This window comes from Pseudomonas sp. SCB32 (assembly GCF_009189165.1).
GTDB lineage: Bacteria > Pseudomonadota > Gammaproteobacteria > Pseudomonadales > Pseudomonadaceae > Pseudomonas.
In genome coordinates, this window is record NZ_CP045118.1 from 3,414,503 (window position 1) to 3,436,710 (window position 22,208).

General features: G+C 64.7%; 15 protein-coding genes. 5 read left to right on the forward strand and 10 right to left on the reverse strand.

From position 1 onward, the window contains the following. Positions 1 to 628: 628 nt before the first annotated feature. From GA645_RS15680 to GA645_RS15690, 3 genes are all read left to right on the forward strand, one after another. Positions 629 to 1,288 carry a DsbA family oxidoreductase gene (locus tag GA645_RS15680; protein ID WP_152223937.1) on the forward strand — a complete coding sequence of 220 codons (660 nt, stop codon included), beginning with the start codon at positions 629 to 631 and terminating at the stop codon, positions 1,286 to 1,288. Between the two features lie 346 nt (positions 1,289 to 1,634). Then, positions 1,635 to 2,264 (forward strand): DUF1326 domain-containing protein, encoded by a 630-nt coding sequence (locus tag GA645_RS15685; protein ID WP_256676191.1) that lies wholly within the window; start codon positions 1,635 to 1,637, stop codon positions 2,262 to 2,264. Positions 2,265 to 2,335: 71 nt separating this feature from the next. Beyond that, complete coding sequence (locus tag GA645_RS15690; protein ID WP_152223939.1) at positions 2,336 to 3,064, forward strand: DUF2182 domain-containing protein; 729 nt, start codon at positions 2,336 to 2,338, stop codon at positions 3,062 to 3,064. 123 nt (positions 3,065 to 3,187) lie between these two features. On the opposite strand, the gene GA645_RS15695 is transcribed toward GA645_RS15690, so the two are convergent. Continuing rightward, entirely contained in the window at positions 3,188 to 3,523 is a 336-nt protein-coding gene (locus tag GA645_RS15695; RefSeq protein ID WP_152223940.1) for a ribonuclease E inhibitor RraB, read from the reverse strand. A 205-nt stretch (positions 3,524 to 3,728) separates the two neighbouring features. Between GA645_RS15695 and ptrC the strand changes: the two genes are divergently transcribed. After that, complete coding sequence (gene ptrC, locus GA645_RS15700) at positions 3,729 to 3,920, forward strand: type III secretion system co-regulatory protein PtrC (protein WP_152223941.1); 192 nt, start codon at positions 3,729 to 3,731, stop codon at positions 3,918 to 3,920. 164 nt (positions 3,921 to 4,084) lie between these two features. Here the strand turns inward: ptrC and GA645_RS15705 are convergent, their stop codons facing one another. From GA645_RS15705 to GA645_RS15730, 6 genes are all read right to left on the reverse strand, one after another. Next, positions 4,085 to 6,331 (reverse strand): xanthine dehydrogenase family protein molybdopterin-binding subunit, encoded by a 2,247-nt coding sequence (locus tag GA645_RS15705; RefSeq protein ID WP_152223942.1) that lies wholly within the window; start codon positions 6,329 to 6,331, stop codon positions 4,085 to 4,087. Between the two features lie 11 nt (positions 6,332 to 6,342). Then, positions 6,343 to 6,801 carry a (2Fe-2S)-binding protein gene (locus tag GA645_RS15710; RefSeq protein ID WP_152223943.1) on the reverse strand — a complete coding sequence of 153 codons (459 nt, stop codon included), beginning with the start codon at positions 6,799 to 6,801 and terminating at the stop codon, positions 6,343 to 6,345. 172 nt (positions 6,802 to 6,973) lie between these two features. Next, positions 6,974 to 9,757 (reverse strand): magnesium-translocating P-type ATPase, encoded by a 2,784-nt coding sequence (mgtA, locus tag GA645_RS15715; RefSeq protein WP_152223944.1) that lies wholly within the window; start codon positions 9,755 to 9,757, stop codon positions 6,974 to 6,976. Positions 9,758 to 9,934: 177 nt separating this feature from the next. Beyond that, positions 9,935 to 13,600: a translocation/assembly module TamB domain-containing protein gene (locus GA645_RS15720; protein ID WP_178119629.1), complete on the reverse strand. Its 3,666-nt coding sequence runs from the start codon at positions 13,598 to 13,600 to the stop codon at positions 9,935 to 9,937. Between the two features lie 14 nt (positions 13,601 to 13,614). Beyond that, positions 13,615 to 15,345 carry an autotransporter assembly complex family protein gene (locus GA645_RS15725; RefSeq protein WP_372239758.1) on the reverse strand — a complete coding sequence of 577 codons (1,731 nt, stop codon included), beginning with the start codon at positions 15,343 to 15,345 and terminating at the stop codon, positions 13,615 to 13,617. Between the two features lie 68 nt (positions 15,346 to 15,413). Further along, a complete protein-coding gene (locus GA645_RS15730; protein ID WP_152223946.1) occupies positions 15,414 to 16,064 on the reverse strand; it encodes an N-acetyltransferase in 651 nt (216 codons plus the stop codon). A gap of 130 nt (positions 16,065 to 16,194) precedes the next feature. On the opposite strand from GA645_RS15730, the gene xthA reads away from it, so the two are divergent. Next, on the forward strand, positions 16,195 to 17,007 hold the full coding sequence (xthA, locus tag GA645_RS15735) for an exodeoxyribonuclease III (protein ID WP_152223947.1): 813 nt from the start codon (positions 16,195 to 16,197) through the stop codon (positions 17,005 to 17,007). A gap of 72 nt (positions 17,008 to 17,079) precedes the next feature. On the opposite strand, the gene GA645_RS15740 is transcribed toward xthA, so the two are convergent. The 3 genes from GA645_RS15740 to GA645_RS15750 all read right to left on the reverse strand — a co-directional run bounded on the left by GA645_RS15740 (position 17,080) and on the right by GA645_RS15750 (position 22,173). Next, complete coding sequence (locus GA645_RS15740) at positions 17,080 to 18,291, reverse strand: hypothetical protein (protein WP_152223948.1); 1,212 nt, start codon at positions 18,289 to 18,291, stop codon at positions 17,080 to 17,082. 409 nt (positions 18,292 to 18,700) lie between these two features. Beyond that, complete coding sequence (locus GA645_RS15745; RefSeq protein WP_152223949.1) at positions 18,701 to 19,324, reverse strand: response regulator transcription factor; 624 nt, start codon at positions 19,322 to 19,324, stop codon at positions 18,701 to 18,703. Between the two features lie 251 nt (positions 19,325 to 19,575). Next, entirely contained in the window at positions 19,576 to 22,173 is a 2,598-nt protein-coding gene (locus tag GA645_RS15750; RefSeq protein ID WP_152223950.1) for a hypothetical protein, read from the reverse strand. Positions 22,174 to 22,208 lie beyond the last annotated feature (35 nt).

The window sequence follows — 22,208 nt, forward strand, 5'->3', positions numbered from 1 at the left end:
GCCTGCAGCTGCAGATCCGTTGCCTGCGCGGGACGGCGGGAAGCGGTGCGTCGGAAAAATCTACGCACAACAGGGTCAAGGTAGCGCGTCTTCGTGGCAATTCCAGTAGCGCAACGTTGCCGTCATGACCGTCCGACCGATTGCGTCGGCGGGCGCGGATAGCGTCGACTGACAGGCGTTTGCAGCGGACATGCAGGGTCGTTCGGCGCCCTGGTCCTCAGCTGTCCCGATGTTCTTCGCAAGCAGAAGCGGCAGCCCTGGGAACAGCCTGCGCCGGCCGAGACACCGCCGCCGCAAGCCTCCCACAACCAGACGAATACAAATATTTTAAATATCAACTACTTATAGATATAACTTAATCCATAAAATTACTATCATCCTGGAAAAACAATCCTCCCCACAGCCCTGGAAAGCCCGCATCCCTAGGCGTGCAGACCTAGGGCAGGCGCCAGACTGTCGCGACAGTTAAAGTAATTTCTAGAATATATTAATCGTTACATATCAATGTTTTATGGAATATTCAGAGAAATTACATAAGAAACGACCCAGCCTGACAACTCCGCTACTGGATTCGAACACCCTTCCGGGTCCATCCTTGAGCCACGCCCATTTGCCGGAGATCGCCACCATGAGCGATAGCATCACCATTGATTTCGTCTCCGACGTGGTCTGCCCCTGGTGCGCCATTGGCCTGAACGGCCTGCTGGAAGCCATGCGCCGCGTGGACGACGAACTGACTGTCGAGCTGCGCATCAAGCCCTTCGAACTCAACGCGGACATGCCCGCCGAGGGCGAGGACCTGGTGGAGCACCTGCAGCGCAAGTACGGCAGCAGCGCCGAGGAGATCGCCCGCAATCAGGAACACCTGCGCGCCATGGGCGAGGAAGTCGGAGTGCACTTCGACCTGAAGAAGCGCAACCGCATCTACAACACCTTCGATGCCCACCGCCTGCTGCACTGGGCGGCGGAGTCGCACCGAGACGTAGCCCTCAAGCAGGCCCTGCTGCACGCCTACTTCGGCGAAGGGCGAGACCCGAGCGATGCTGAAGTGCTGCTGGACGTAGCGGTCAGCGTCGGCCTGGATGCAGTGCGGGCGCGGGAAATCCTCGACAGCGACGCCTATGCCGACGAGGTGGTGAGCGAAGAGGACTTCTACACCAGCCACGGCATCCGTGCCGTGCCGGCGGTGATCCTCAACGGTCGCCAGCTGATTTCCGGCGCGCAGAGCGTGGATTACTACGAACAGGCGCTGCGCCAGGTAGCGCGCAAGCAGCCGCTGCCGGAGTGACGGCCGGCTCGCAGACCTGGGCGATTGGCCATACAGGCTTCATAGCGCCGCTACGGTAGCTTTCCCGAAGCGGGGTACAGCGCCGCCTGAGACTTGGCGGCAGCGTCATGGGCGGCGGCCGAACCTGGCGAATCCCTCCAGCAACACCATGATCGGCCTACCACCCTGGCCGCCAATCCGCTCATCGCAGATGGGCGCCTGCCTGACCGGCAAGGCCATCCCGGTCGCTGGCTGCTTCGTCCTGCCCCCCGGTCGGCGGGCCCTTCGGCGTGGGTGGTGTCTGCTAGCGTTATTAATGAGGGCAGTATCCGCTTCAGATCAATCAATGAGGAGGTGCGCCATGGCGATGGCTGACTGGCGCCTCGAAGGCGTCGAGTTCGTGTCCTGTAACTGCAACTGGGGTTGCCCGTGCCAATTCAGCTCCCCGCCGACCCACGGCAAGTGCGAAGCAGTGGTGAGCATGCGAATCGACAAGGGGCATTTCGAGAACCAGGTGCTCGACGGGCTCTGCTGGGTCGGCACTTTTGCCTGGCCTGGCGCCATTCATGAAGGCAATGGTCGCTGCCAGGTCTTCATCGAAGAGCGCGCCACCCCGGAGCAACGCGCGGCCCTGCTGACCATTCTGTCGGGTGCGGAAACCGTGCCGGGCGCTACGGTGTTCCAGGTATTCAGCACCACCCTCTCCGAAGTCCTCGAGCCTTGCTTTGTCCCTATCGAATTCACGATCGACATCGATGAGCGCAACGCGCACACCCGCATTCCAGACGTACTCGAGGTCAAGGGCGAACCGATTCGCAATCCCGTGACCGGTGAGCCGCAGCGGGCCCGCCTGACGTTGCCGGATGGCTTCGAGTTCACCGACGCAGAAATGGCCAGCGGCAGCTTCAATGCGCAGGGCGGCATCAGAATCAGCTCGCAAGGCAGCCACGGGCACTTCGCCCGCTTGCGCTTCACGGGACAGGGCGTGGTGCGCTGACGGTGTCGGAGCCCGGCTCCGGCCCCCGTGCGGCGTCCAGGTGGTTGAGCCGGCAATCGGCATTGCTGGTGATGTTGCTGTCCGTCCTGACCATGGTCGCATGGGTATTTCTGCTGGACCTTGCACGGCGCATGGCCGCTCCCGGGAGCATGCTGGAGATGGCCATGGAAGGCATGCCGATGCCATGGACACTGCGCGACGCCCTGCTGATGTTCGCCATGTGGAGCATCATGATGGTCGGCATGATGCTCCCCAGCGCGGCACCGATGTTCCTGCTTTATCAGCACACCCTCCGCCAGCGGCTCCCCGCCGACCAGCGAAACCTGGCGCTGCTGCTCTTCTGCGGCGCCTACGTGCTGGTCTGGGGCGGTTTCAGCCTGGTCGCCACGCTCCTGCAATGGCTGCTGGACCAGCGGGCGCTGCTCAGTATGGAGATGCGCAGCCAGAACCCATGGCTGGGAGCGGCCTTTCTGCTGGGCGCCGGCCTCTATCAGTTCCTGCCCGCCAAAGGCGCTTGCCTGCACCATTGCCAGTCTCCGCTGCAATTCCTGCTGGCCTACTGGCGGCCCGGCCCGTCCGGTGCGTGGCACATGGGGCTGGCCCATGGGCTGTATTGCCTGGGTTGCTGCTGGGCGTTGATGGGAGTGCTGTTCGTCGTGGGCTTGATGAACCTGCTCTGGGTCGCCCTGATTGGCGCCTATGTGCTGCTGGAAAAGTATCTGCCAGTGGGTGCCTGGCTCAGCCGCACGTCGGGGCTACTGCTGGTGTTGTGGGGCCTCCTGCTGCTGCACGGCGGCTAGTCACGACGTTTCCATGCTCCAGAAACACCAACGCCCCGAACCTGTCGGGGCGTTGGCTGAGCCTGCAGTCAGTGCACGCTCACGCGGCCTGCTGAAGCACCGCTCTCATGACGCATCGGCCGCTCAGAGCGCCGACCAGCCATCCAGCTGGCCGCCCAGGTCGGCGGAGTGCTCGGACAGCAGCGCGGCGTAGCCGCTGATGTGCTCGTGGCTGAGCTCCATCACCGGGTAGGCCAGGACCTGCCAGGGCAGCTGGTCGTTACCGTCGTACTCCGAGTAGGCCACTTTCTGGCCGTTCTGCAGCAGCATGATGGCGAAGTCCAGGGCGGACTGTTCGTCCGGGAAGATCACCGCGAACTCTACCTCGTGCTCGACGGAGAGGTCCTCACCGTCCTCCTGCAGGGCCCACAGGGCGTCGCCGATTTCGTCGTCCGGGAAAAGCTGCTTGTCGCGGCTCATGTCACTGCTCCAGTTGTAAGTCAGCGTGGCCGTCTGGACACGCGTGCGCAGGATACCCGTCCTGCATGACAAGTGCCGGAAAATCTCGCCGGCACCATCGTCAGCCGTGATGTTCATCATCACGCCTATTCACTTCAACCCTAGCCCAGTCGGCGAGATTATTCAGCAATCGGGCCTGTGGCCCTCCCACATCGAGTTGCCGATCATGAACCGCATCGACGAGGCCTACCGGATCACCTACGTCACCCTGGACGAGCTGCAGCTGCAGTTCGAAACCCAGATCGCGGTCACCGAAGCCGACGGCAGCCTCGCCCTGCACCGTGCGGCAACCCTGCCGGACGAACGCCGGGCCCTGCGCGAGCTGATCCGCCAGGAACCGCTGAATTCCGCCGCCTGAGAACCCGACAACCACTTTTGCCTGTAGGGCGTACAACCATTCGCGGTTGTACGCCGAACACCCAGCCTGCCCTCGCTTCTACCGCCAAGCCCGCACTGCCCTGAACCAAAGGGCGGATAACGTCAAAGGTCATCCGCCCCCCTCCCGCTCCAGCCAGTCCCGACTCACACCTGCAGCTGAATGCCGATCGGCAGGCTGCGAATGCGCTTGCCCGTAGCGGCGAACAGCGCGTTGGCCAGTGCCGGCGCCAAGGGCGGCACGCCGGGTTCGCCGACGCCGGTGGGCGGTACCGCCGAAGGCACGATATGCACCTCCACCGCGGGCATCTCGTTGATGCGCAGGACCTGGAAGTCATGGAAGTTGGACTGGTCCACCTTCCCGTCCGTGAGGGTGATGGCGCTGTGCAACGCCGCCGACAGCGCGAAGCCGATACCGCCTTCCATCTGCGCCTTGATCACGTCCGGGTTGATCGCCAGGCCACAGTCCACCGCGCAGACCACGCGGTCCACCTTGAAGCTGTGGTCCGCCTTGACCGTCACCTCCACCACCTGGGCCACAAAGCTGCCGAATGACTCATGCACGGCGATGCCCCGGCCACGCTGCTCGCCCTCGGCGCCCTTGGTCAGCGGCGCCTGCCAGTTGGCCCGTTGTGCCGCCAGCTCCAGTACGCCGCGATGCCGGGGATGATCCTTCAGCAACGCATGGCGGAACGCGTACGGGTCCTTGCCTGCGGCGATGGCGGCCTCGTCGATCAGCGTCTCGGTGGAGAACGCCGTATGGGTATGCCCTACCGAGCGCCACCACTGGGTCGGTACCGTGACGTTCTGGGCCAGGGCCTGCTCGATGCGCAGGTTGGGTACGGCGTACGGCAGGTCATCCGCACCTTCCACGGCGATCTTGTCGATACCGTCCTTCACCATGACCTTCTCGAAGGGGGTACCGACGATGAAGGACTGCCCGACCAGCCGTTGTTCCCACCCCACCAGGTTGCCCGAGGCATCCAGCGCCAGCCGCGCGCGATGCAGGAACGCCGGACGGTAGTAGCCGCCGCGCATGTCGTCCTCGCGGGTCCAGACCATTTTCACCGGGGCCTTGATGCCCTGCTCGCGGGCTGCCTTGGCGATGGCCGCCGCCTCCAGCACGTAGTCCGAGTGAGGATTGGCGCGCCGGCCGAAGCTGCCGCCGGCATACAACTGGGTGATCGACACCTGCTCCGGCGCAACGCCCAGCAACTGCGCCACTGCCGCCTGGTCGGCGGTCTGCCACTGCTCGCCATTCCAGATCTGGCAACCGCCGTCGTCCTTGAGCTGGACCACGCAGTTCAACGGTTCCATCGCCGCGTGCGCCAGGAACGGAAACTCGTACTCCGCCTCGATGACCTTGGCCGGCGGCTGCTTCAGGACCTTGTCGACATCCCCCTCACTGCGCGCCACCAGGCCGGGCTTGCCGGCCATCTCGCGGTACTGGGCGAAGATTTCCTTGCTGCCCATCCTGAAGGCCTTGCTCTCGTCCCACTCGACCTGCAAGGCATCGCGGCCCTGGCGCGCCGCCCAGGTGTTCTTCGCCAGCACCGCGACACCGGCGAAGCGCCGCTCGCTGCCGGGGAACTGCACCACCGCGACCACACCCGGCACCGCCTTGGCCTTGCTCGCATCGACCTTGGCCGGCACCCCGCCGAAACGCGGTGGGTGGGCGACGACCGCCACCAGCAGGTCCGGCAGCTGGATGTCCTGGGTGAACAGCGCCGAACCGTCGGTCTTGCCGTGGCTGTCGATGCGCGCCAGCTTCGCCTGGCCGATCAGCTTGAAGTCCTTCGGCTCCTTCAGCTTCACCTCGGCGGACACCGGTTGCCTGGCCGCCGCCTCAGCCAGTTCGCCGAAGCTGGCCTTGTGCCCGGAGGCAGCGTGGGTCACCACGCCGTCATGCACGTCGATCTGCGCGGCGGGTACCTGCCACTGTTCGGCGGCGGCGCCCACCAGCATGGCGCGGGCGCTGGCGCCGGCCTTGCGCAGTTGTTCGAAGGAGTTGGCCAGCGCTGTGCTGCCGCCAGTGCCCTGGATGCCGAAGGCCAGGTTGGCGTAACGCTTGGCGTCAACCGGCGCGCCCTCCACGCGCACCTGGGCCCAGTCGGCATCCAGCTCCTCGGCCACCAGCGTGGCAAGACCGGTGTAGCTGCCCTGCCCCATTTCCACGTGCTTGGCGATCACCGTCACCGTGCCGTCCGGGGCAATGCGTACAAACGCGTCGGGTTCGAAGTCGCCGGCCGCTTGCGCATCGCCGATGCGCGCGAGCAACGGCGCGAAATAAATGCCCAGGGCCAGGCCGCCGGCGCCACGAAGGAAATGCCGGCGGCTGAGGTTGAGGATGCCGCGCGACTGCGCCTCATCCTGATCGATGCGGGTATCGAGCATGTCGGTGCTCCTCAGGCCAGGGTCTTGGCGGCGTCGTGGATGGCGGCGCGAATCCGCGCATAGGTGCCGCAGCGACAGATGTTGCCGCTCATGGCGGTATCGATGTCGGCGTCGCTGGGCGCCTTGTTGGCGGCCAGCAGCGCGGTGGCCGACATGATCTGCCCGGACTGGCAGTAACCGCACTGCACCACGTCCAGCCGCCGCCAGGCATCCTGGACGGCCTTGCCGGCGGGCTGTTCGCTCACCGCTTCGATGGTGGTGACCTTCTTGCCCGTCACCGCCGACAACGGCGTGACGCAGGAGCGTGTCGGCTGGCCATCGATGTGCACCGTGCAGGCGCCGCACAACGCCATGCCGCAGCCGTACTTGGTGCCAGTCAGCCCGGCGACATCGCGCAGGGCCCAGAGCAGCGGCATCTCGCCAGGCGCATCGAATTCATGGTCCTTGCCATTGAGGTTCAGGGTAATCATCGGCGACTTCACCTCTTCCGCGGGTGATGGAGTGGCCGGCGCCTGCTGGCCCCGGCACGGATCGATTCAGCCTAGGCGCTTAGCCCGGCACGCGCCGCGACGATACGCGAACAATGCGCCAAGCGGTTTGCCTGGTCCTGCGCAGGCTTGCCTGAAACTGCCGGCGCTTGAATCAGACCGTGCCGGAATCCGCGCGCTCGCCCAGTGCCAGCGGCTCCCGCGGGTGCGTCCGCTCGCTGCGATCCCAGCCGTAGCGCCGTGCAAACCAGCCCTTCACGGCCTGGGTCAGCACCATGTACCCCAGCAGGATGCCCACCAGCCACGGCCAATAGGCCAGCGGCAAGGCCTGCATGCGGAACGAATGAGCCAGTGGTCCCATGGGCAGGAACAGCGCCAAGGCAACGATCGCCAGGGTCATCCCCAGCAGCGGCCAGGCCGCGCGGCTCTGCAGGAAGGGAATGCGCCGCGTGCGGATCATGTGAACCACCAGCAGCTGCGAGATCAGCCCCTCGACGAACCAGCCCGACTGGAACAGCGCCTGGTGCTGGGGTGCATTGGCATCCAGGGCGAACCACAGGACCAGGAAGGTGGCAATGTCGAACAGCGAGCTGATCGGCCCGAAGAACACCATGAAGCGCCCCAGCCCTCCTGGGTTCCACTGCTGGGGGCGGCGCAGCTGCTCGTCATCGACGTTGTCGAAGGGAATGGCGATCTGCGACAGGTCGTACAGCAGATTCTGCACCAGCAGTTGCAACGGCAGCATCGGCAGGAAAGGAATGAAGGCGCTGGCCACCAGCACGCTGAAGACGTTGCCGAAATTGGAGCTGGCGGTCATGCGGATGTACTTGAGCATGTTGGCGAAGGTCCGGCGGCCTTCGATCACCCCCTCTTCCAGTACCAGCAGGCTCTTTTCCAGCAGGATCAGGTCGGCGGCTTCCTTGGCGATGTCCACCGCCGAGTCCACCGAGATACCGATGTCCGCCGTACGCAGCGCCGGGGCGTCGTTGATGCCATCGCCAAGGAAACCCACCACGTGCCCGCGCTCGCGCAGCACGCGCACCAGGCGCTCCTTGTGGCCAGGGGTGAGCTTGGCGAACAGCGTGGCGTGCTCGGCCAGCTCGCCCAGCGTCACGTCGTCCAGGCTGTCCAGCTGGGGGCCAAGGAGCACGCCCTGCACCGGCAGGCCAACGTCGCGGCAGACCTTCAGGCTGACCCGCTCGTTGTCGCCGGTCAGCACTTTCACTGCCACGCCGTTTTCCGCCAGCGCACGCAGCGCTGGCGCGGTAGTTTCCTTCGGAGGATCGAGGAAGGCGATGTAGCCGGCCAGGCACAGCCCCGTCTCGTCGACCACGCCATAGCCATCACGCTCCGGCGGCAGCTCGCGGGTCGCCACCGCCACCACGCGCAGGCCCTCCTGGTTCAGGGCCTCGGCCACCGCACGGATGCTGGCCAGGCGCTCGCCGTCCAGCGGCACTACGGAGTCGCCCGCTTCCACCGAGACGCAGACGTCCAGTACCTCCTCCAGCGCGCCCTTGCAGATCAGCAGGTGGTAATCGTCAGGCTCGCGGACCACCACCGACATGCGCCGGCGAGCGAAGTCGAAGGGAATCTCGTCGACCTTGCGGTAGCGGCTGTCCACCCGCAACGCACGGCGCAACTCGACATGCTCGAGCACGGCCACGTCCAGCAGGTTCTTCAGCCCCGTCTGGTGGTGGCTGTTGAGGAAGGCCAGTTGCAGGACGCGGTCCTGGACCTGGCCGAAGGCGTCGGTGTGACGCTCCAGCACGACGCGGTCCTGGGTCAGGGTGCCGGTCTTGTCGGTGCAGAGGATGTCCATCGCACCGAAGTTCTGGATGGCGTCCAGGCGCTTGACGATGACCTTGCGCCGGCTCAGCGCCACCGCGCCCTTGGCCAGGGTCGAGGTGACGATCATCGGAAGCATTTCCGGAGTCAGGCCCACCGCCACGGACAGTGCGAACAGCGCCGCCTGCAGCCAGTCGCCCTTGGTAAAGCCGTTGATCAGCAGCACCAGCGGTGCCATCACCAGCATGAAGCGGATCAGCAACCAGCTGATCCTGTTCACCCCGGTCTGGAATGCGGTGGTCGCCGGCGCCGCCGCGATCACCCGCTCGGCCAACGAACCGAAGTAGGTCCGCGTCCCGGTGCCCACCACCACGGCCTGCGCCGAGCCGCTGATGACGTTGGTCCCCATGAAGCAGAGATTGTCGCGCTCCAGGGGATTGCCCTGACGGGCATCGCGCAGTTGGGCGAACTTCTCCACCGGCAGCGATTCGCCGGTGAGCGTCGCCTGGCCGACGAACAGGTCCTTGGCGCTGAGCAGCCGGACATCCGCCGGCACCATGTCGCCAGCCGAGAGCCACAGTACATCCCCGGGCACCAGCTGGCGGATCGGCACTTCCTCGCGGCGCGGCAGGCCTTCGCCATCCGGGCTGCGAAACACCGTGGCGGTGTTACTGACCATCGCCTTGAGCCGCTCGGCGGCGCGGTTCGAGCGCTTTTCCTGGACGAAGCGCAGCAAGGTGGAAATCACCACCATGCTGCCGATCACCACGGCGGCCTCGGCGTCCTCGGTCAGCCAGGAGATCGCCGCCAATACGCTCAGCAGCAGGTTGAAGGGGTTGCAGTAGCAATACCAGAGGTGCAGCCAGGCGCCGATCGGGCGCTCCTGTTCCACCTCGTTCAACCCCTCGCGCAGGCGTCGCTCCTCGGCCTCCGTCTCGCTGAGACCTTCACGGCGGCTGCCCAGGCGATCGAGCGCGGACTGGGGCTCCAGTACCGACCACTCGAGCAGGCTCCTGGCCACCGGCGCGGAAGCCTGTCGCCCCGCTGCGGCCCCACGCAGCAGGTCGCGCGCGGCGGGACGGCGCAACTGTCGGGCCGGAAAGCCCTTGTTGATGAATTCCAGCAAGTGTGTCCTGAAGCGATCCAGGCGCATGTTGACTCCCCAGTCCCGCCGGGCAATCGGCGGCAAAGGAAGTCTGTAGGGCCATTCTTAAGGACCAATGAAGACCGGCGGCGAGCCCTTGCCGTGCGTGGCCCTCAGGGTTACGGAGGGGGCTGCCGGCAAGCCAGCCCCGCCCAGACTCATCCTGCCTGCACGACGTCTGGCGCCTCAGAAATCGCGCTTGTAGAAGATATCCAGCGAACTGGCCAACCCGCTGGCCGCCTCCAGATAGACTTTCTTGCTCAGCAGGTAGCGCAAGGCGATGGTATTCGCCGGCTCAAACACCCCTACGCCATAGCGCAGGCTGAGCTTGTCGGAGAGCTGGCCGCTGGCGACCACGCTGGTACTGTTGCCGGTGCCTTCGGTATCCAGCTGGAAGTCCTGGATACCCAGCTTCTGCGCGACCTCGCCAGTGAGCGGCGCGCTACCGGCAAGACCCAGGGCCAGTGCCGCCTCGCCCATCATGTTGCTGTCCTCGCCGGTACTCATCGGCCGGCCCAGCACCAGGTAGGACAGGGCCTGCTGCTGGCTCATTGCAGGCTCCGAGAACACCTCGCTGCGCGGCTGGTCGGCACTGCCGGTGAGGCGCAGACCGGCGATCACGTCATCGACCTTGCGGATCGCCTCGATGTCCAGGTACGGCTGGTCAATGGGACCGGCGAACAACAAGCGGGCACGGCGGATCGTCAGTTTCTGTCCGTAGGCGCGATAGCGACCCTTGTTCAGGCGCAGCTCGCCACGGGTATCCAGGTTGTCGCCCACGTGCACCTGGCCAGCCAGCTCCGCGTTCAGGCCAAAGCCGGAAAAGGTCAGCTTGTCCTCGCCGACGACCACATCGACGTCCATGTGCAGCGAGGTGGCGGCCTTCTGCTCCTGCTTCTGACCGACGATCACGGTGTCGTCCGAGACCTTCACCGTCGACGGCGGTAGTTGGCGGATGGTGATCGCGCCACGGGGCACCTGTACCTTGCCGGAAATGGCCAGGCCCTCGCCTGCCATACGGATCGCCAGGTCAGGCTCAACCTCCAGCTCGGCGTACGGCTCGACCGTCACTGGCAGACGGTTGCCGCGTACGTTCAGGTCCACTTTCAGCGCCTCATTCCAGGCGATCCGCCCGGACAGGTTGCCGTTGCCTTGCTTCCCCGCCGTCCAGTGGCCGCTCAGGTCGACCTGCTCGCCGGCGATGCGTGCCTGCACCTGCAACTGCTCCAGGCGGGTCGGCAGATCGCCACCGGACACCTCGCCATCGACCAGACGCAACTCGCCGTCCACGCGGGGCGCCAACAGCCCGCCGGAAATCCGTCCATTACCGTGGAGCCGCCCCTTGAGGGTTTCCACCGCCGAGACGAAAGGCCGCGCAATGGACAGGTCCAGCCCGTCGAGGCTGAAGCTGCCGGTCAGGGGCTTGGATTTTGGTCGTGGGTCAAGCTGTACCTGGGCATCCAGGGTGCCCAGCTTCTCGCCATGGAACTGCAGGCTGGTATCGATGCGCCGGGGCGTCAGGCGGCTTTCCAGTTGCAGGCTCTGGTAGGGGAAGTCGACCCAGTCGTCCTGCTCCTTCAGGCGCAGCGTACCGCTGCCGGCATTGAGCAGGATCGAACCATTGGGGCCGCTGGCCGGCAGGTCCAGTTGCACGTCGCCATCCAGCTGGCCGCGCCAGGCGAAGTCCTCGGGCAGCCAGCGCGCCAGGCTGTCCAGCGGGAACTGGCGCAGGTGCAGGCGCAGGCGCGGGTCAGGCATCAGGCGCTGGTCTTCGGCACACAGGCTGGCCGGGCCCGACGCCCAGCAATGCGCGCCCAGGTTCAGCCGGCCATCGGCCAGCCGCTCCAGCTTCGCCGGCTGCTGCAGGCGCCAGTCCTGCCCACCGCTCTGGATGTCGCCTTGCGCCAGTCGGCCGCGCCAGTCGCGACCGTTCCAGGTGCCGTCCAGGCCCAATTCGAGAACCAACGGTTTGCCTTGCAGGTTCAGCGTGAGCTGTTGGCGCTGGCGGTCGCCGCTGCCTTCGAGCTTGAGCGTGCCCAGACGCGTGTCGCCGCTGCGCAGGCCCTGTACCTGCACGTCCAGACGGCCACGCTGGGCGGCGTCCAGTTTCGCCTCCGCGACCAGGGTGCGCAGGCTCTGGCCGCCATAGGCAACGCGCTGACCATTCAACGCCAGCTGGCCTTGCGGCGTCTGCAAGGTGCCCGCCAGGTCGAGCCGCCCACCCAGCTGGCCCGCCAACTGCGGCCATAGCTGCCCCAGCTGATTGAGGGCGAGATCCAGCCGCCCGGAGAGACGCTGGTCCAGTGCAGCCTGGCCGGTGATGCGGTTGTCGCCCAGTTGCAGGGTCAGCTCGTCCGCCTTCCAGGCCTGCCCGGCGCCCTCGGCGCGGGCCTTGAGCAGCGCCGGCTGGCCGCGCAGGCGCCCTTGCAGGTCGAGGTTCGCGGACAGGTTCAGGCTGCCGCCCTTGAGCGAGCCCTGGCTGCGCAGCGGACCACCCAAGCGGCCCGGCATTTCCTTCAGCCAGTAGGCGGGATCGAAGTCGCGCAGGTCCAGTGCGGCATCCCAGCTGACAGTGTCGGTAAAGCCGACTTTCACATGCCCCTCCGCCTTGCCCTGCCCCGCCACCAGCTGCAGCGACGGCAGGAAGACTTCCGAGAGATTGCCGGAAACCGGGCTGGCCAGGGTGAACGCACCCGCCGGGCCGTTCAGCGCGGCGTCAAAGTTGCCCAGGTAGGCACCGTCGCGGTACTGCACTTCAGCCTTGAGGCTGTGCACGCTCACCGGCGGCTCCTCGATGGCCGGGTACAGGCGCCGCCAGGGGAAATCCAGCCAGTCGAGCGTGGCGTCAGCGGCAAAGCCGTCCTGCCAGTCGAGCCGCCCCTGCACACCCAGCCGCTGCGCCTGTGCGGCGCTCAGGTCGAGTGCGGCGATATCCGCACCCTGGGCATCAACGCGGCCGCGCAGGGTCAGTACCACCGGACTGTCTTCGGCCGGCAGCAGGGCAGCGCCGGCGATCTGGTAGCCATTCTTCAAGTCGCCACCGGCATCCAGGCGGACCTGATTCAGCGTCAGCGTATCGGGTAGCGAGGCATCCGCCTTGAACCCATCGGCCAGCACCTGGGCCTTGGCCGGCAGGTTCTCCGCCAACGGTTGCAGATCGCCTTCCAGCGTGCCGTTGAGGTAACCGCTGCTCTGCGCCTGCAATTTCAGATGGCCCTGCAGCTCACCCTCGACCTGCAGCTGCAACGACCAGGGCTTGCCGCCCACGGCCGGAAGATCGAGGCTGCCCTGTGCCTGCAACGGCCAGCCGCGGGTGGGCTTGAGCAAGCCGGACAGCGACAGGTGCAGATCGCCACGGGCCAGCTTCGCCGACTCGATATGCAGGCCCTCCTGATCCCAGTGCGCTACCAGGTTGGCGTCGCGCAGCTGCTCCTGGTCATCGAGCAGGAAACGGCCAACGCGTACGTCGCCCAACTCCAGCGACAACGGCAGGTTAAGGCTCGGCAGTTGGACCGGGCCGGTAGACTCGCCCTTCTCGCTCGGCGGCAAGGTCAGCCGTATCTCACTAGCCGCCACGCGATTCAGGCACAGGGCCATGTGCAGCAAGCAGCCCGGCGACCAGGCGATGTCCGGCTCATCGAGCACCAGGCGGGTCGTGCCGTTGCTCCACTCCAGATGTTTCGCAGTGAAGGCGCCGGCCAGTCGGCCACTGAAGTCGTCTACCCTCAGTCCCGGTACCCGCTGCAGAGCCATCCGGCTGCCCGCTTCGGTGCCCAGCAACGCCGCCAGACCCGCGACCGCGAGCAGGATCAGGCCAAGCAGCACGCCCAGCAGCCAGCGCAGTGTGCGCATCCACTCGGCGCGGCTCATAGCTCAGGCCCCATGGAGAAGTGAATGCGGAGGCCGCCGTCCTCGTCGAGGCCGTCGGCCAGGTCCAGACGCAACGGCCCGACCGGGGACACCCAGCGGATGCCGATGCCCACACCGGTCTTGATTGAAGGGAAGTCCAGCGAGTTGAAGGCGTTGCCCTGGTCGACGAAGGCCGCCAGCCGCCAGCGCTCCGCAATCGGGTACTGGTATTCGACGCTACCGGCGACCATGTAGCGTCCACCGATGCGGTCGCCTTCGGAGTTCTTCGGCGACAGTGTCTGGTAGTCATAACCGCGAACGCTCTGGTCACCGCCGGCGAAGAAGCGCAGCGACGGCGGGATCGAGGAGTAGTCGTTGGTGGCGATGCCGCCCAGCTGGATACGCCCGAGCAGGCGCTGGCCGCCCCAGAAGCTGGTCAGCCCCTTGGCCAGCGCGTTGACATGGGCGACGTCGGCGTCCGCCAGGAAGCCCTGCTTGGCGCCCTTTACATCGAACTGCAGGCGATAGCCGTGGCTGGGGTCGACCTTGTTGTCCGCCTCCAGGATCGAGTACCCGATCCCCGGCATGAGGAAACTGCTCAGGCCCGAGTCATCGCCCAGTTTGTATTCTTCGCGCTGCCAGTTCAGCGACACCACCCGCTGCCAGCCGCTGTCGAGCTTGTGCTGCCATTCGCTGCCCAGCGTGAGCAGCTTGCTCTGGGTGTCCACCAGGTCTTCGTTCTGATAACCACTGGTGAAGCGCAACTTGTCGGTCAGCGGCGGGTCCAGCGGGATCTCGTACCAGGCGCCGACGTTCTGCCGGGGCGCGGACACTTCCGACTCGAAGCCCAGGCTGTGGCCCTGCGGGTTGACCCAGTGGCGCGTCCAGTTCGCCTTGGCGCGCGGCCCGACGTCGGTGGAGAAGCCCAGGCCCAGGCCCATGGTCCTGGGCTTGCGCACCTGCAGGTGGACATTGACCGGAATCACGTCGGAATCGGCCTTGGCCTGCGGCGCCGCGTCCACACGCACCCCGTCGAAGTAGCCGGAGGACTGCAACGCCTGATTGAGATCGGCGATCAGCTCGGAGTCATAGGGCGTGCCGTCCTTGAACGGCACCATGCGTTGCATGAGCTCGTCGTCGAACGGATAGTCGCCACTGAATTCGACCTTGCCGAGTGTCGAGCGCGGTCCGCTGACATATACCAGCTCGATGTCGGCAGCACCGGCCACCGGATCGATCCGCAACTGCTGCTGGCTGAATTGCCCGCGAAAGAATCCGAAGCGCGACGCCTGGTTCTGGATCAGCCGCTTGGCGTCCTCGTAGGCACCGTGATTGAGCTGCGCACCGGGTTTGAGTGCATCGCCACCGGGCACGCGGAAGCTCTTGAGCTGGGCCGCCGGCCCCTCCACCCGGATGGTGACGTTGCGCAGGCGCACCGGCTCGCCGGGTGTCACGTTCAGGCGCAGGGTCGCAGGCTCCCCGTCACTCACCCGGCTGCGAATGCGCGCCTGGTAGTAGCCCAGTGCCTGCGCGGCCTTCTGTGCCTGTTCCTCGGCCGTGCGCCGCATGCGCCGCAATGCCGCCTGATCACGCTCGCCAAGGCTGCCCACATAGGCCTCGATATTGGCCTTGAGCGCAGGGGTGGCAGGCGTGATGCGAACGTCGAGATGGGCTTCGGCCGCCAGCGCCCTCTGCAAGCAGAACGCCATTAACAGCAGCAGCCCAAGCAATCCTTGGACAAATCTCATGGCGCGGAATGCTAGCACGGGAAGTGGCGATCAAGCCGTATCCCAGAGCGCCGGAGTCCTCAAAAGCACTAGCCGCCCTGGCTGGCCAGCTGGCTTTCCGGTCTCGGATTGGGATGGAACAGCACGTGCTCGCGGATCGGCCCCAAGGCCACCTCACCCAACTCCTCGTAGCCGTGACGGCGGTAGAAATCCAGGTAGCGCGCGTTACCCGTGTCGAGCACCAGGCCCTGGGAACTGCCCTCCTCCGCGCACCAGGCATGCAGCGCATCGAGCAACTGCTCACCCAGGTGCTTGCCCTGGAATTCCGGGTGAATGCCAATCAGCGGCAGGATGTGGTACGGCCCTGGCGGCAGACAACCAAGCACGGCGGCGTGGTAGTCCAGGTAACGACGGGTGCAGCGAAAGCCGGTGGTGAGCAGCATGCGCATGCGCCACGCCCAGCTCTCGGTGATGTCCAGGCGCTGCTGGGGCGGCGCGATCAGCGCCACACCCACCAGGCGGTCCTCGCGCAGCAGGCCAATGGCCGGAAGCTCTTCGAGGAAGTGCTGGTTGGTCAGCTCGCGCACCGTGGCGCGCACGCGCTGGTCGAAGCCTGGGCGGTCGGCTTCGAACAGATAGGCGAAGGTGGGTTCGTGGCGGTAAGCGTGGTACAGCAGCGAGCGGACTTCGCGGCTATAGCCGCTGTCGAGCAGGCGCACTTCGGCGATCGAGTCAGGCATGCGGACGCCTCTTCTTGTGGTCGCTTCTTATGGTTGTCGGGCCCAGCCACGAAACACTAGCAGCGGCTCGCCAGGGTCGCCAGAATCGGCCTCATTGGGCTAGCATCATGCTTTTGCCAGGACGTCCAGGATGAAAATCGTCTCCTTCAATATCAACGGCTTGCGCGCACGTCCCCATCAACTGCAAGCCATCATCGAGCGCCATCAGCCGGATGTGATCGGCCTGCAGGAAACCAAGGTCGCCGACGACCAGTTCCCGCGCGAGGAAGTCGAAGCCCTCGGCTACCACGTGCACTACCACGGGCAGAAAGGCCACTACGGTGTCGCTTTGCTCTCCCGCCAGGAGCCACTGGAACTGCAGCGCGGCTTCCCCGGCGATGGCGAAGACGCACAACGCCGCTTCATCTGGGGCACCTTCAAGGATGCCCAGGGCAATCCCGTCACCGTGATGAACGGCTACTTCCCGCAGGGCGAAAGCCGCGAGCACCCGGTGAAATTCCCCGCCAAGCAGCGCTTCTACGCCGACCTGCAGGACCTGCTGGAAACCCGCTTCCAACCCAGCCAGCCGCTGGTGGTCATGGGCGACATCAACATCTCGCCGGAAGACTGCGACATTGGCATCGGCGAGGATAACCGTAAGCGCTGGCTGAAGACCGGCAAGTGCAGCTTCCTGCCGGAAGAGCGCGAGTGGCTGGCGCGCCTGAAGGGCTGGGGCCTGGTGGACAGCTTCCGCCTGCAGAACCCGGAGGTGAGCGACCGCTTCAGCTGGTTCGACTACCGCAGCCGCGGTTTCGAGGACGAGCCCAAGCGCGGCCTGCGCATCGACGTCATCCTCGCCTCCGAAGCGCTGCGCGAGCGCATCGCCGACACCGGCGTGGACTACGACATCCGGGGCATGGAAAAGCCCTCGGACCACGCGCCGATCTGGCTGCAACTGAAGTAACCCGGACAAACGACAAAGCCCGGTATCACCGGGCTTTGTCGTCCTTCACTCCGACCTCGGCATTACGCCGGATCAGGACTCATCCCCAACCGTGCCAACGCTCTTGCTGATAGCGCTGTAGGTGGTATTGAACCGCACGGTCTCGTTGAAGCCCTTGACGATTGCACCGAAGCGTTCCTTGGCGTCGAGCAGTTGCTTGAAGCGTGCGGCCAGGTCGGCGCCCTGGCGCTGCAGGCCGACTTCGCGGTCATCCAGCTCCTGTGCCCGAGCGCGTACCTGGCTCAGCTGACGCTCGATGCTCTGCTGTTCCTGCTGCAGGACGTCCGCACGCTTGGACGTTGCACGGTCACGACTTTCCACGGATTCCGCCAGGGCCTGAAGCGCACTGCTACGTTCGGCGAGGATCGCCGCGTTCTGCTCAGCCACACGCTCGATGCTGTGCTTTTCCTCCTGCAGACGCTGCTCCTGCTGGCACAGGCGCTCCTCCCGTTCGGCCAGCTGGCGCTCACGTTCCAGCGCTGCGGTGCGGCGTTCTTCGAGCGCCTCGCGCATATTCACCAGCTCCAGCTTCTGCTGCGACAGGCCTTGGGCCATACCCGCCAGCGAGTCGAGGGTGGATTGCACATCGTGCAGGACGCCATCGGTTTCCATCTCCGGCGACTGGAATGCCGCCGCAACGGACTCCACCGACGCCCGAGCAATGGCGGCATCAGTGCTGACATGTTCCTGCTGGAATTGAGCTTGGGCATTCATGGCGGAAAATTCCTTTGGGGAGAATTGGGGAAGAGTCTGGCTGGAAAGGAGAGTGGTTGCGGCGTCAGCCGAGAAGCTTTCGGATTCGGATATCTCCACGTCGGACGGCCCCTGGCAGATGACATCGGCCGCCGTACCGGAATGCCCGCTGGACGGCTGATCCGAAGCCCCCAGGCCCGAGCAGGCCGATTCGAGCTCGGCCAGGTCCTTTTCAAGCAATTCGAAGGCATCGACGACCTGCGCTGCGGGAGGCATATGCTCGACGGCGTTCTCCGTAGTGGTACACAACGAATCGATCGACATGTCCGACTCCTCTGCGCGAATAGAGATGTGGCCCGCCGAAAGAGATGGGCGAGGCGCATCCTGGGTACGAAGGGCCACGGAATGCACGAGAAGGGATTGAGTACTGCTTTCCTCCCCGCCCATGCCGGATGAGTGAGATACGGCGGTCTGTGCGGACGGCTGGGAGATGGTGATGGCAGGGAAGCCTTGCTCCTCCTGTCCGTCGAACCGCTTCGCATGTGAAGTCATGAAACGTCCTACCCTCAGGGTGATCGACCGCACCCCAGCCTTCGCACCGGTCGATGTTCCGATCAGTGCCTCTGGCCAGGTGGTGATTGCGCCTCGTCGCAGGTCTCCAGTCGAAGGGCAATCAGGCCGATGAGAAGAGTCGATGGGCTGCCACGCTCATCCGGTGATTGGGACGTGCAAGGCAGGTTGCAGGACGAATTCTTACAACTGCGCCTCATGAGGAATGTCAGAGGACTCCTGCATCGATGAAGGAAAACTATGCAAGGCTCCTTGGCTACCCCATCAAATGACAGGCAGGAAACTGCATCCGCTGGCGGCCGGTGGCGTGAGCGGCGGCGAACCGCCGAGCCACTTGCGGGAAATAAGGCCCCGTACGATCAGTTCCGGAGAGAGGCTGGAGGAGCCGCTGCTATAGCAGGCCGATCTCTTCACTGATACGAAACAGCTCGTCCAGTGTGTTGGCCGAAAGCTTCCGCATCAGTTGCCGCTTGTGCTGCCCAATGCTGGCTCCCGAGAGCGCAAGCAGCTCTGCCAGCGACGACACAGAATTTCCGCGATGCAGGCCATGCAGCACGGCAACCAGATGGGTGGGGAACACCAGCGCAGATTTCAGCCTGGGATCGTCCCCGATTGACAGGCGCGCATGCTCGGGAAAGATAGTCCCCCCGGACAGAACGGTCTCGATGGCACGTCCGATCAAGGCCGGACGATCATCCATCCGCAGGAAGCCAGACACACCTGTTCGAATGGCACGCTGAATGTTCAGCGATGTGCCGAGACTTGAGCACACCAGGACTGGGGTAGACGCTTCGAGCTGACCACCACGACGGAGCATCGAGACCAGCTCCATGCCATGAATATCGGGCAACTCCAGCGTCACCACCAGCAGGTCGCAATCACCCATCTTCAATTGACTCAGCGCCTGCCGAGCAAGCTTGAAATGGAGCTCGCACTGGTGGCCGCAGGCCTGCAAGAACCGACGGATTGCGATGAATTCGCGCCGTGACGGTTCGATGATTACGATTCGGGCCATATTGCTCCTTGTTGCGAAGGCCTCGATTCGCTGACCACAGGTGGGGCCTGACTCGGTGCAGCAAAGGCTCTCACTGTACCGGCCGGCCCCACAGGGTTCCGTTGAGCATTCTGCAAACGACGATGAACGCAACCTGGGACCCGATGGTTTAGGACATTCCCTTGTCCCGGGCACCATCTATCGCATCTGCGCTAGCACATCAGCCGATAAGAACGGTCAATACGTCTCCCCTTACGCATTGGCCCGCAAATTCACTCAACTACGGTTTTCGAAATGGCGGACAAGGTGCTGTTGAACTGCACCGTCTCGTTGAAGCTCTTGACGATGGTGCTGAACTTGTCCTTCGCACTCTGCAGTTGCTTGAGCCGTACTCCGAGCTCCTCGCTCTTGCGCTTGAGCGAACTTTCACGCTCGTCCAGCTCGCTTGCGCGCGCGCGCAAATTGGCCGACTGCTCGTCGATACGTTGCTGTTCGATCTGGATAGACTCGGCTCGCTTTGCCGTTGCCTTGTCACGCAGATCGACGGTCTGGGCCAGATCCTTGAGCGCTTCACTCCGCTCAGCCAGCAAACGAGTGTTCTCGGACGCCATGCGATCCAGATTGGCCTTGGCCTCCTTCAGATGGCTCTCCAATTGCAGCAGATGCTCCTCCTTGTCGCCGGCCAGGCGCTCGCGTTCCAGCAACTGATTGCTCCACTCGTCCAGCTCTTCCTGCAGGCGCCCTGCTGCCTGCTTTTGCTGGCTCAACCCCTGGGCCATGCCCGCAAGCGAGTTGAGCGTGCTCTGGACGTCGGAAAGGACATCATCCGGATCGGCATCGAGCTGAGGCACGCTCAGTGCGGCAGCCACTTCCTGCAACTCCGCCGAGGTGATCGGAACGGAGGCGCCCGGCGGCATATCAGTTTCAGGTAACACGTCATGCAGTTCTGTCATTGCAGATTCCTTATGGATCAAGATTCCTTGAAGCACCGCCGCTTCAAGGTTGCTGTTGGCTGCCTCCCAGCCGTCCTGGGTTCGCGCAGCGGGCGCGAATGCCGGCTCGTCCGATGCATGCGCCGCAGCTGTATCGATTACTGTTGCGTGGCTCGCCTCTGCGAGGCTCGATGCAAGCGCCTCAAGGAGCTCATACGCACTCGCTGCGTCCGCATCGGGAATTGAGCCCTGAGCCTGATCGAGTGCGACGGGCTCGGTCATCTCCAATTCCTTCACTTGATCCTGCTCTGCGATCACGCATTGCAAGTCGATACTCGGCACGTCCACCTCTCGCGGCTGGGCGAACGCCATCGCTGCAGGTGCTGGAAGTTCCTGTGCTTCCGATACGGACTGCTCAACAACGCCCTCGGATATCGGCTCATCCAGCACCACAACACTCGGCACTTCAGCCTGTTGATGCGGGGAGATCTCCATCGAAACGGGCTGATCAACAACGTCCGCAGCTACGGGCTCATCCATCAACGCGGTGGCTGGCTCCGCTGCCACTTGCGGCTCGGCGACTGCCATCGATTCCGCCGCAGGCAGCTCAACAACACCCGCAGATGCCGCTTCATCCGTCACCGCAACGACCGGCACCTCCTCCTCTTGCGGCACAGACAGTTCCATCGCTTGCGAGGCGGGTTGTTCACTGTCCGCAGCTACCGGCTCGTCCATCAACACTGTGGCTGGCTCCTCTGCCACTTGCGGCTCGGCGATTGCCATCGATTCCGCCGCTGGCAGCTCAACAACACCCGCAGATGCCGCTTCATCCGTCACCGCAACGACCGGCACCTCCTCCTCTTGCGGCGCAGACCGTTCCATCGCTTGCGAGGTGGGTTGTTCAACGTCCGCGGCTACCGGCTCGTCCATCAACACTGTGGCTGGCTTCTCTGCCACTTGCGGCTCGGCGATCGCCATCGACTCCACCGCTGGCAGCTCAACAACACCCGCAGACGCCGTTTCGCCCATGGCCACAGCGACCGGCACTTCCGTCTCTTGTGGCACAGACCGTTCCATCGCTTGCGATACGGGCTGTTCAACAACGTCCGCAGCAACCGCCCCATCCAGCAGCACTTCGGTCGACATCTCCGCTTCTTGCCGCTGGATGAGTTCCACGCCTTCCGACACGGGCTGTTCAGCCGTGTCCGCGGTGACCAGATCAGCCGTCACAACAAGGGATGGCACTGCTGCCCCGCGTGTCTCGTGGAATGCCTTCGCTTGCGCTACGAGCTGCTCGACCGGTTCCGCTGCTGTGGCGGGTGATTTGACCAGCCCTACCAGCCCGGGCAGTTCAGGCTCGGCCGGCACCTTCCCAGCGTCGCTGGATGCGTTGGCCAAGTGGTGTTGCAGGAAGTCCAGATCCACGGAGTCGGGGGGCACGGTATCCGGCAGCCCGAGCTCAACCGGCTCATTCAAGTCAGTCTCCGAAGCCACGCTGGGCACCTCCTGGTCCTGGCCGGAGTCATCCGACGTCTCGCCGGAGTGAGCTTCCGCCTGCTCATCCGCGACTCTTTGCCGCGACAATCGGGCAACCTGGGCAAAGTCCAGAATCATCTCGGTGCACAGCTCGAATCCCAGGCCTGCGATCGTCGGGGATGCGTCCGGTTCCTCTGGTTTTATCAGCGTGCTAACGGCGGCAGGCCGCCTGAACATCAAACCGGTCTTCGCCAGCAGATGCAGCCACGACCGCAGAGCCTGTGGCGGTAGTCTTATGCCTTTGAAAGTCAACTCTCGCGTTGCAGGCAAACTCAGCGCGCGCCTGCGCCAGGGACGTCCCCAGCACGTGGCCGAGGCATGGTGTACTGCCAGCGGAATCAGCTTGACGCGATGACCGGGGCCAGACGGGAGTGGCCTGGAAGCGATATGGGATTGGGTCATGATTACCTTCCAGCGAGGCGTGGAAACGGCGCAAG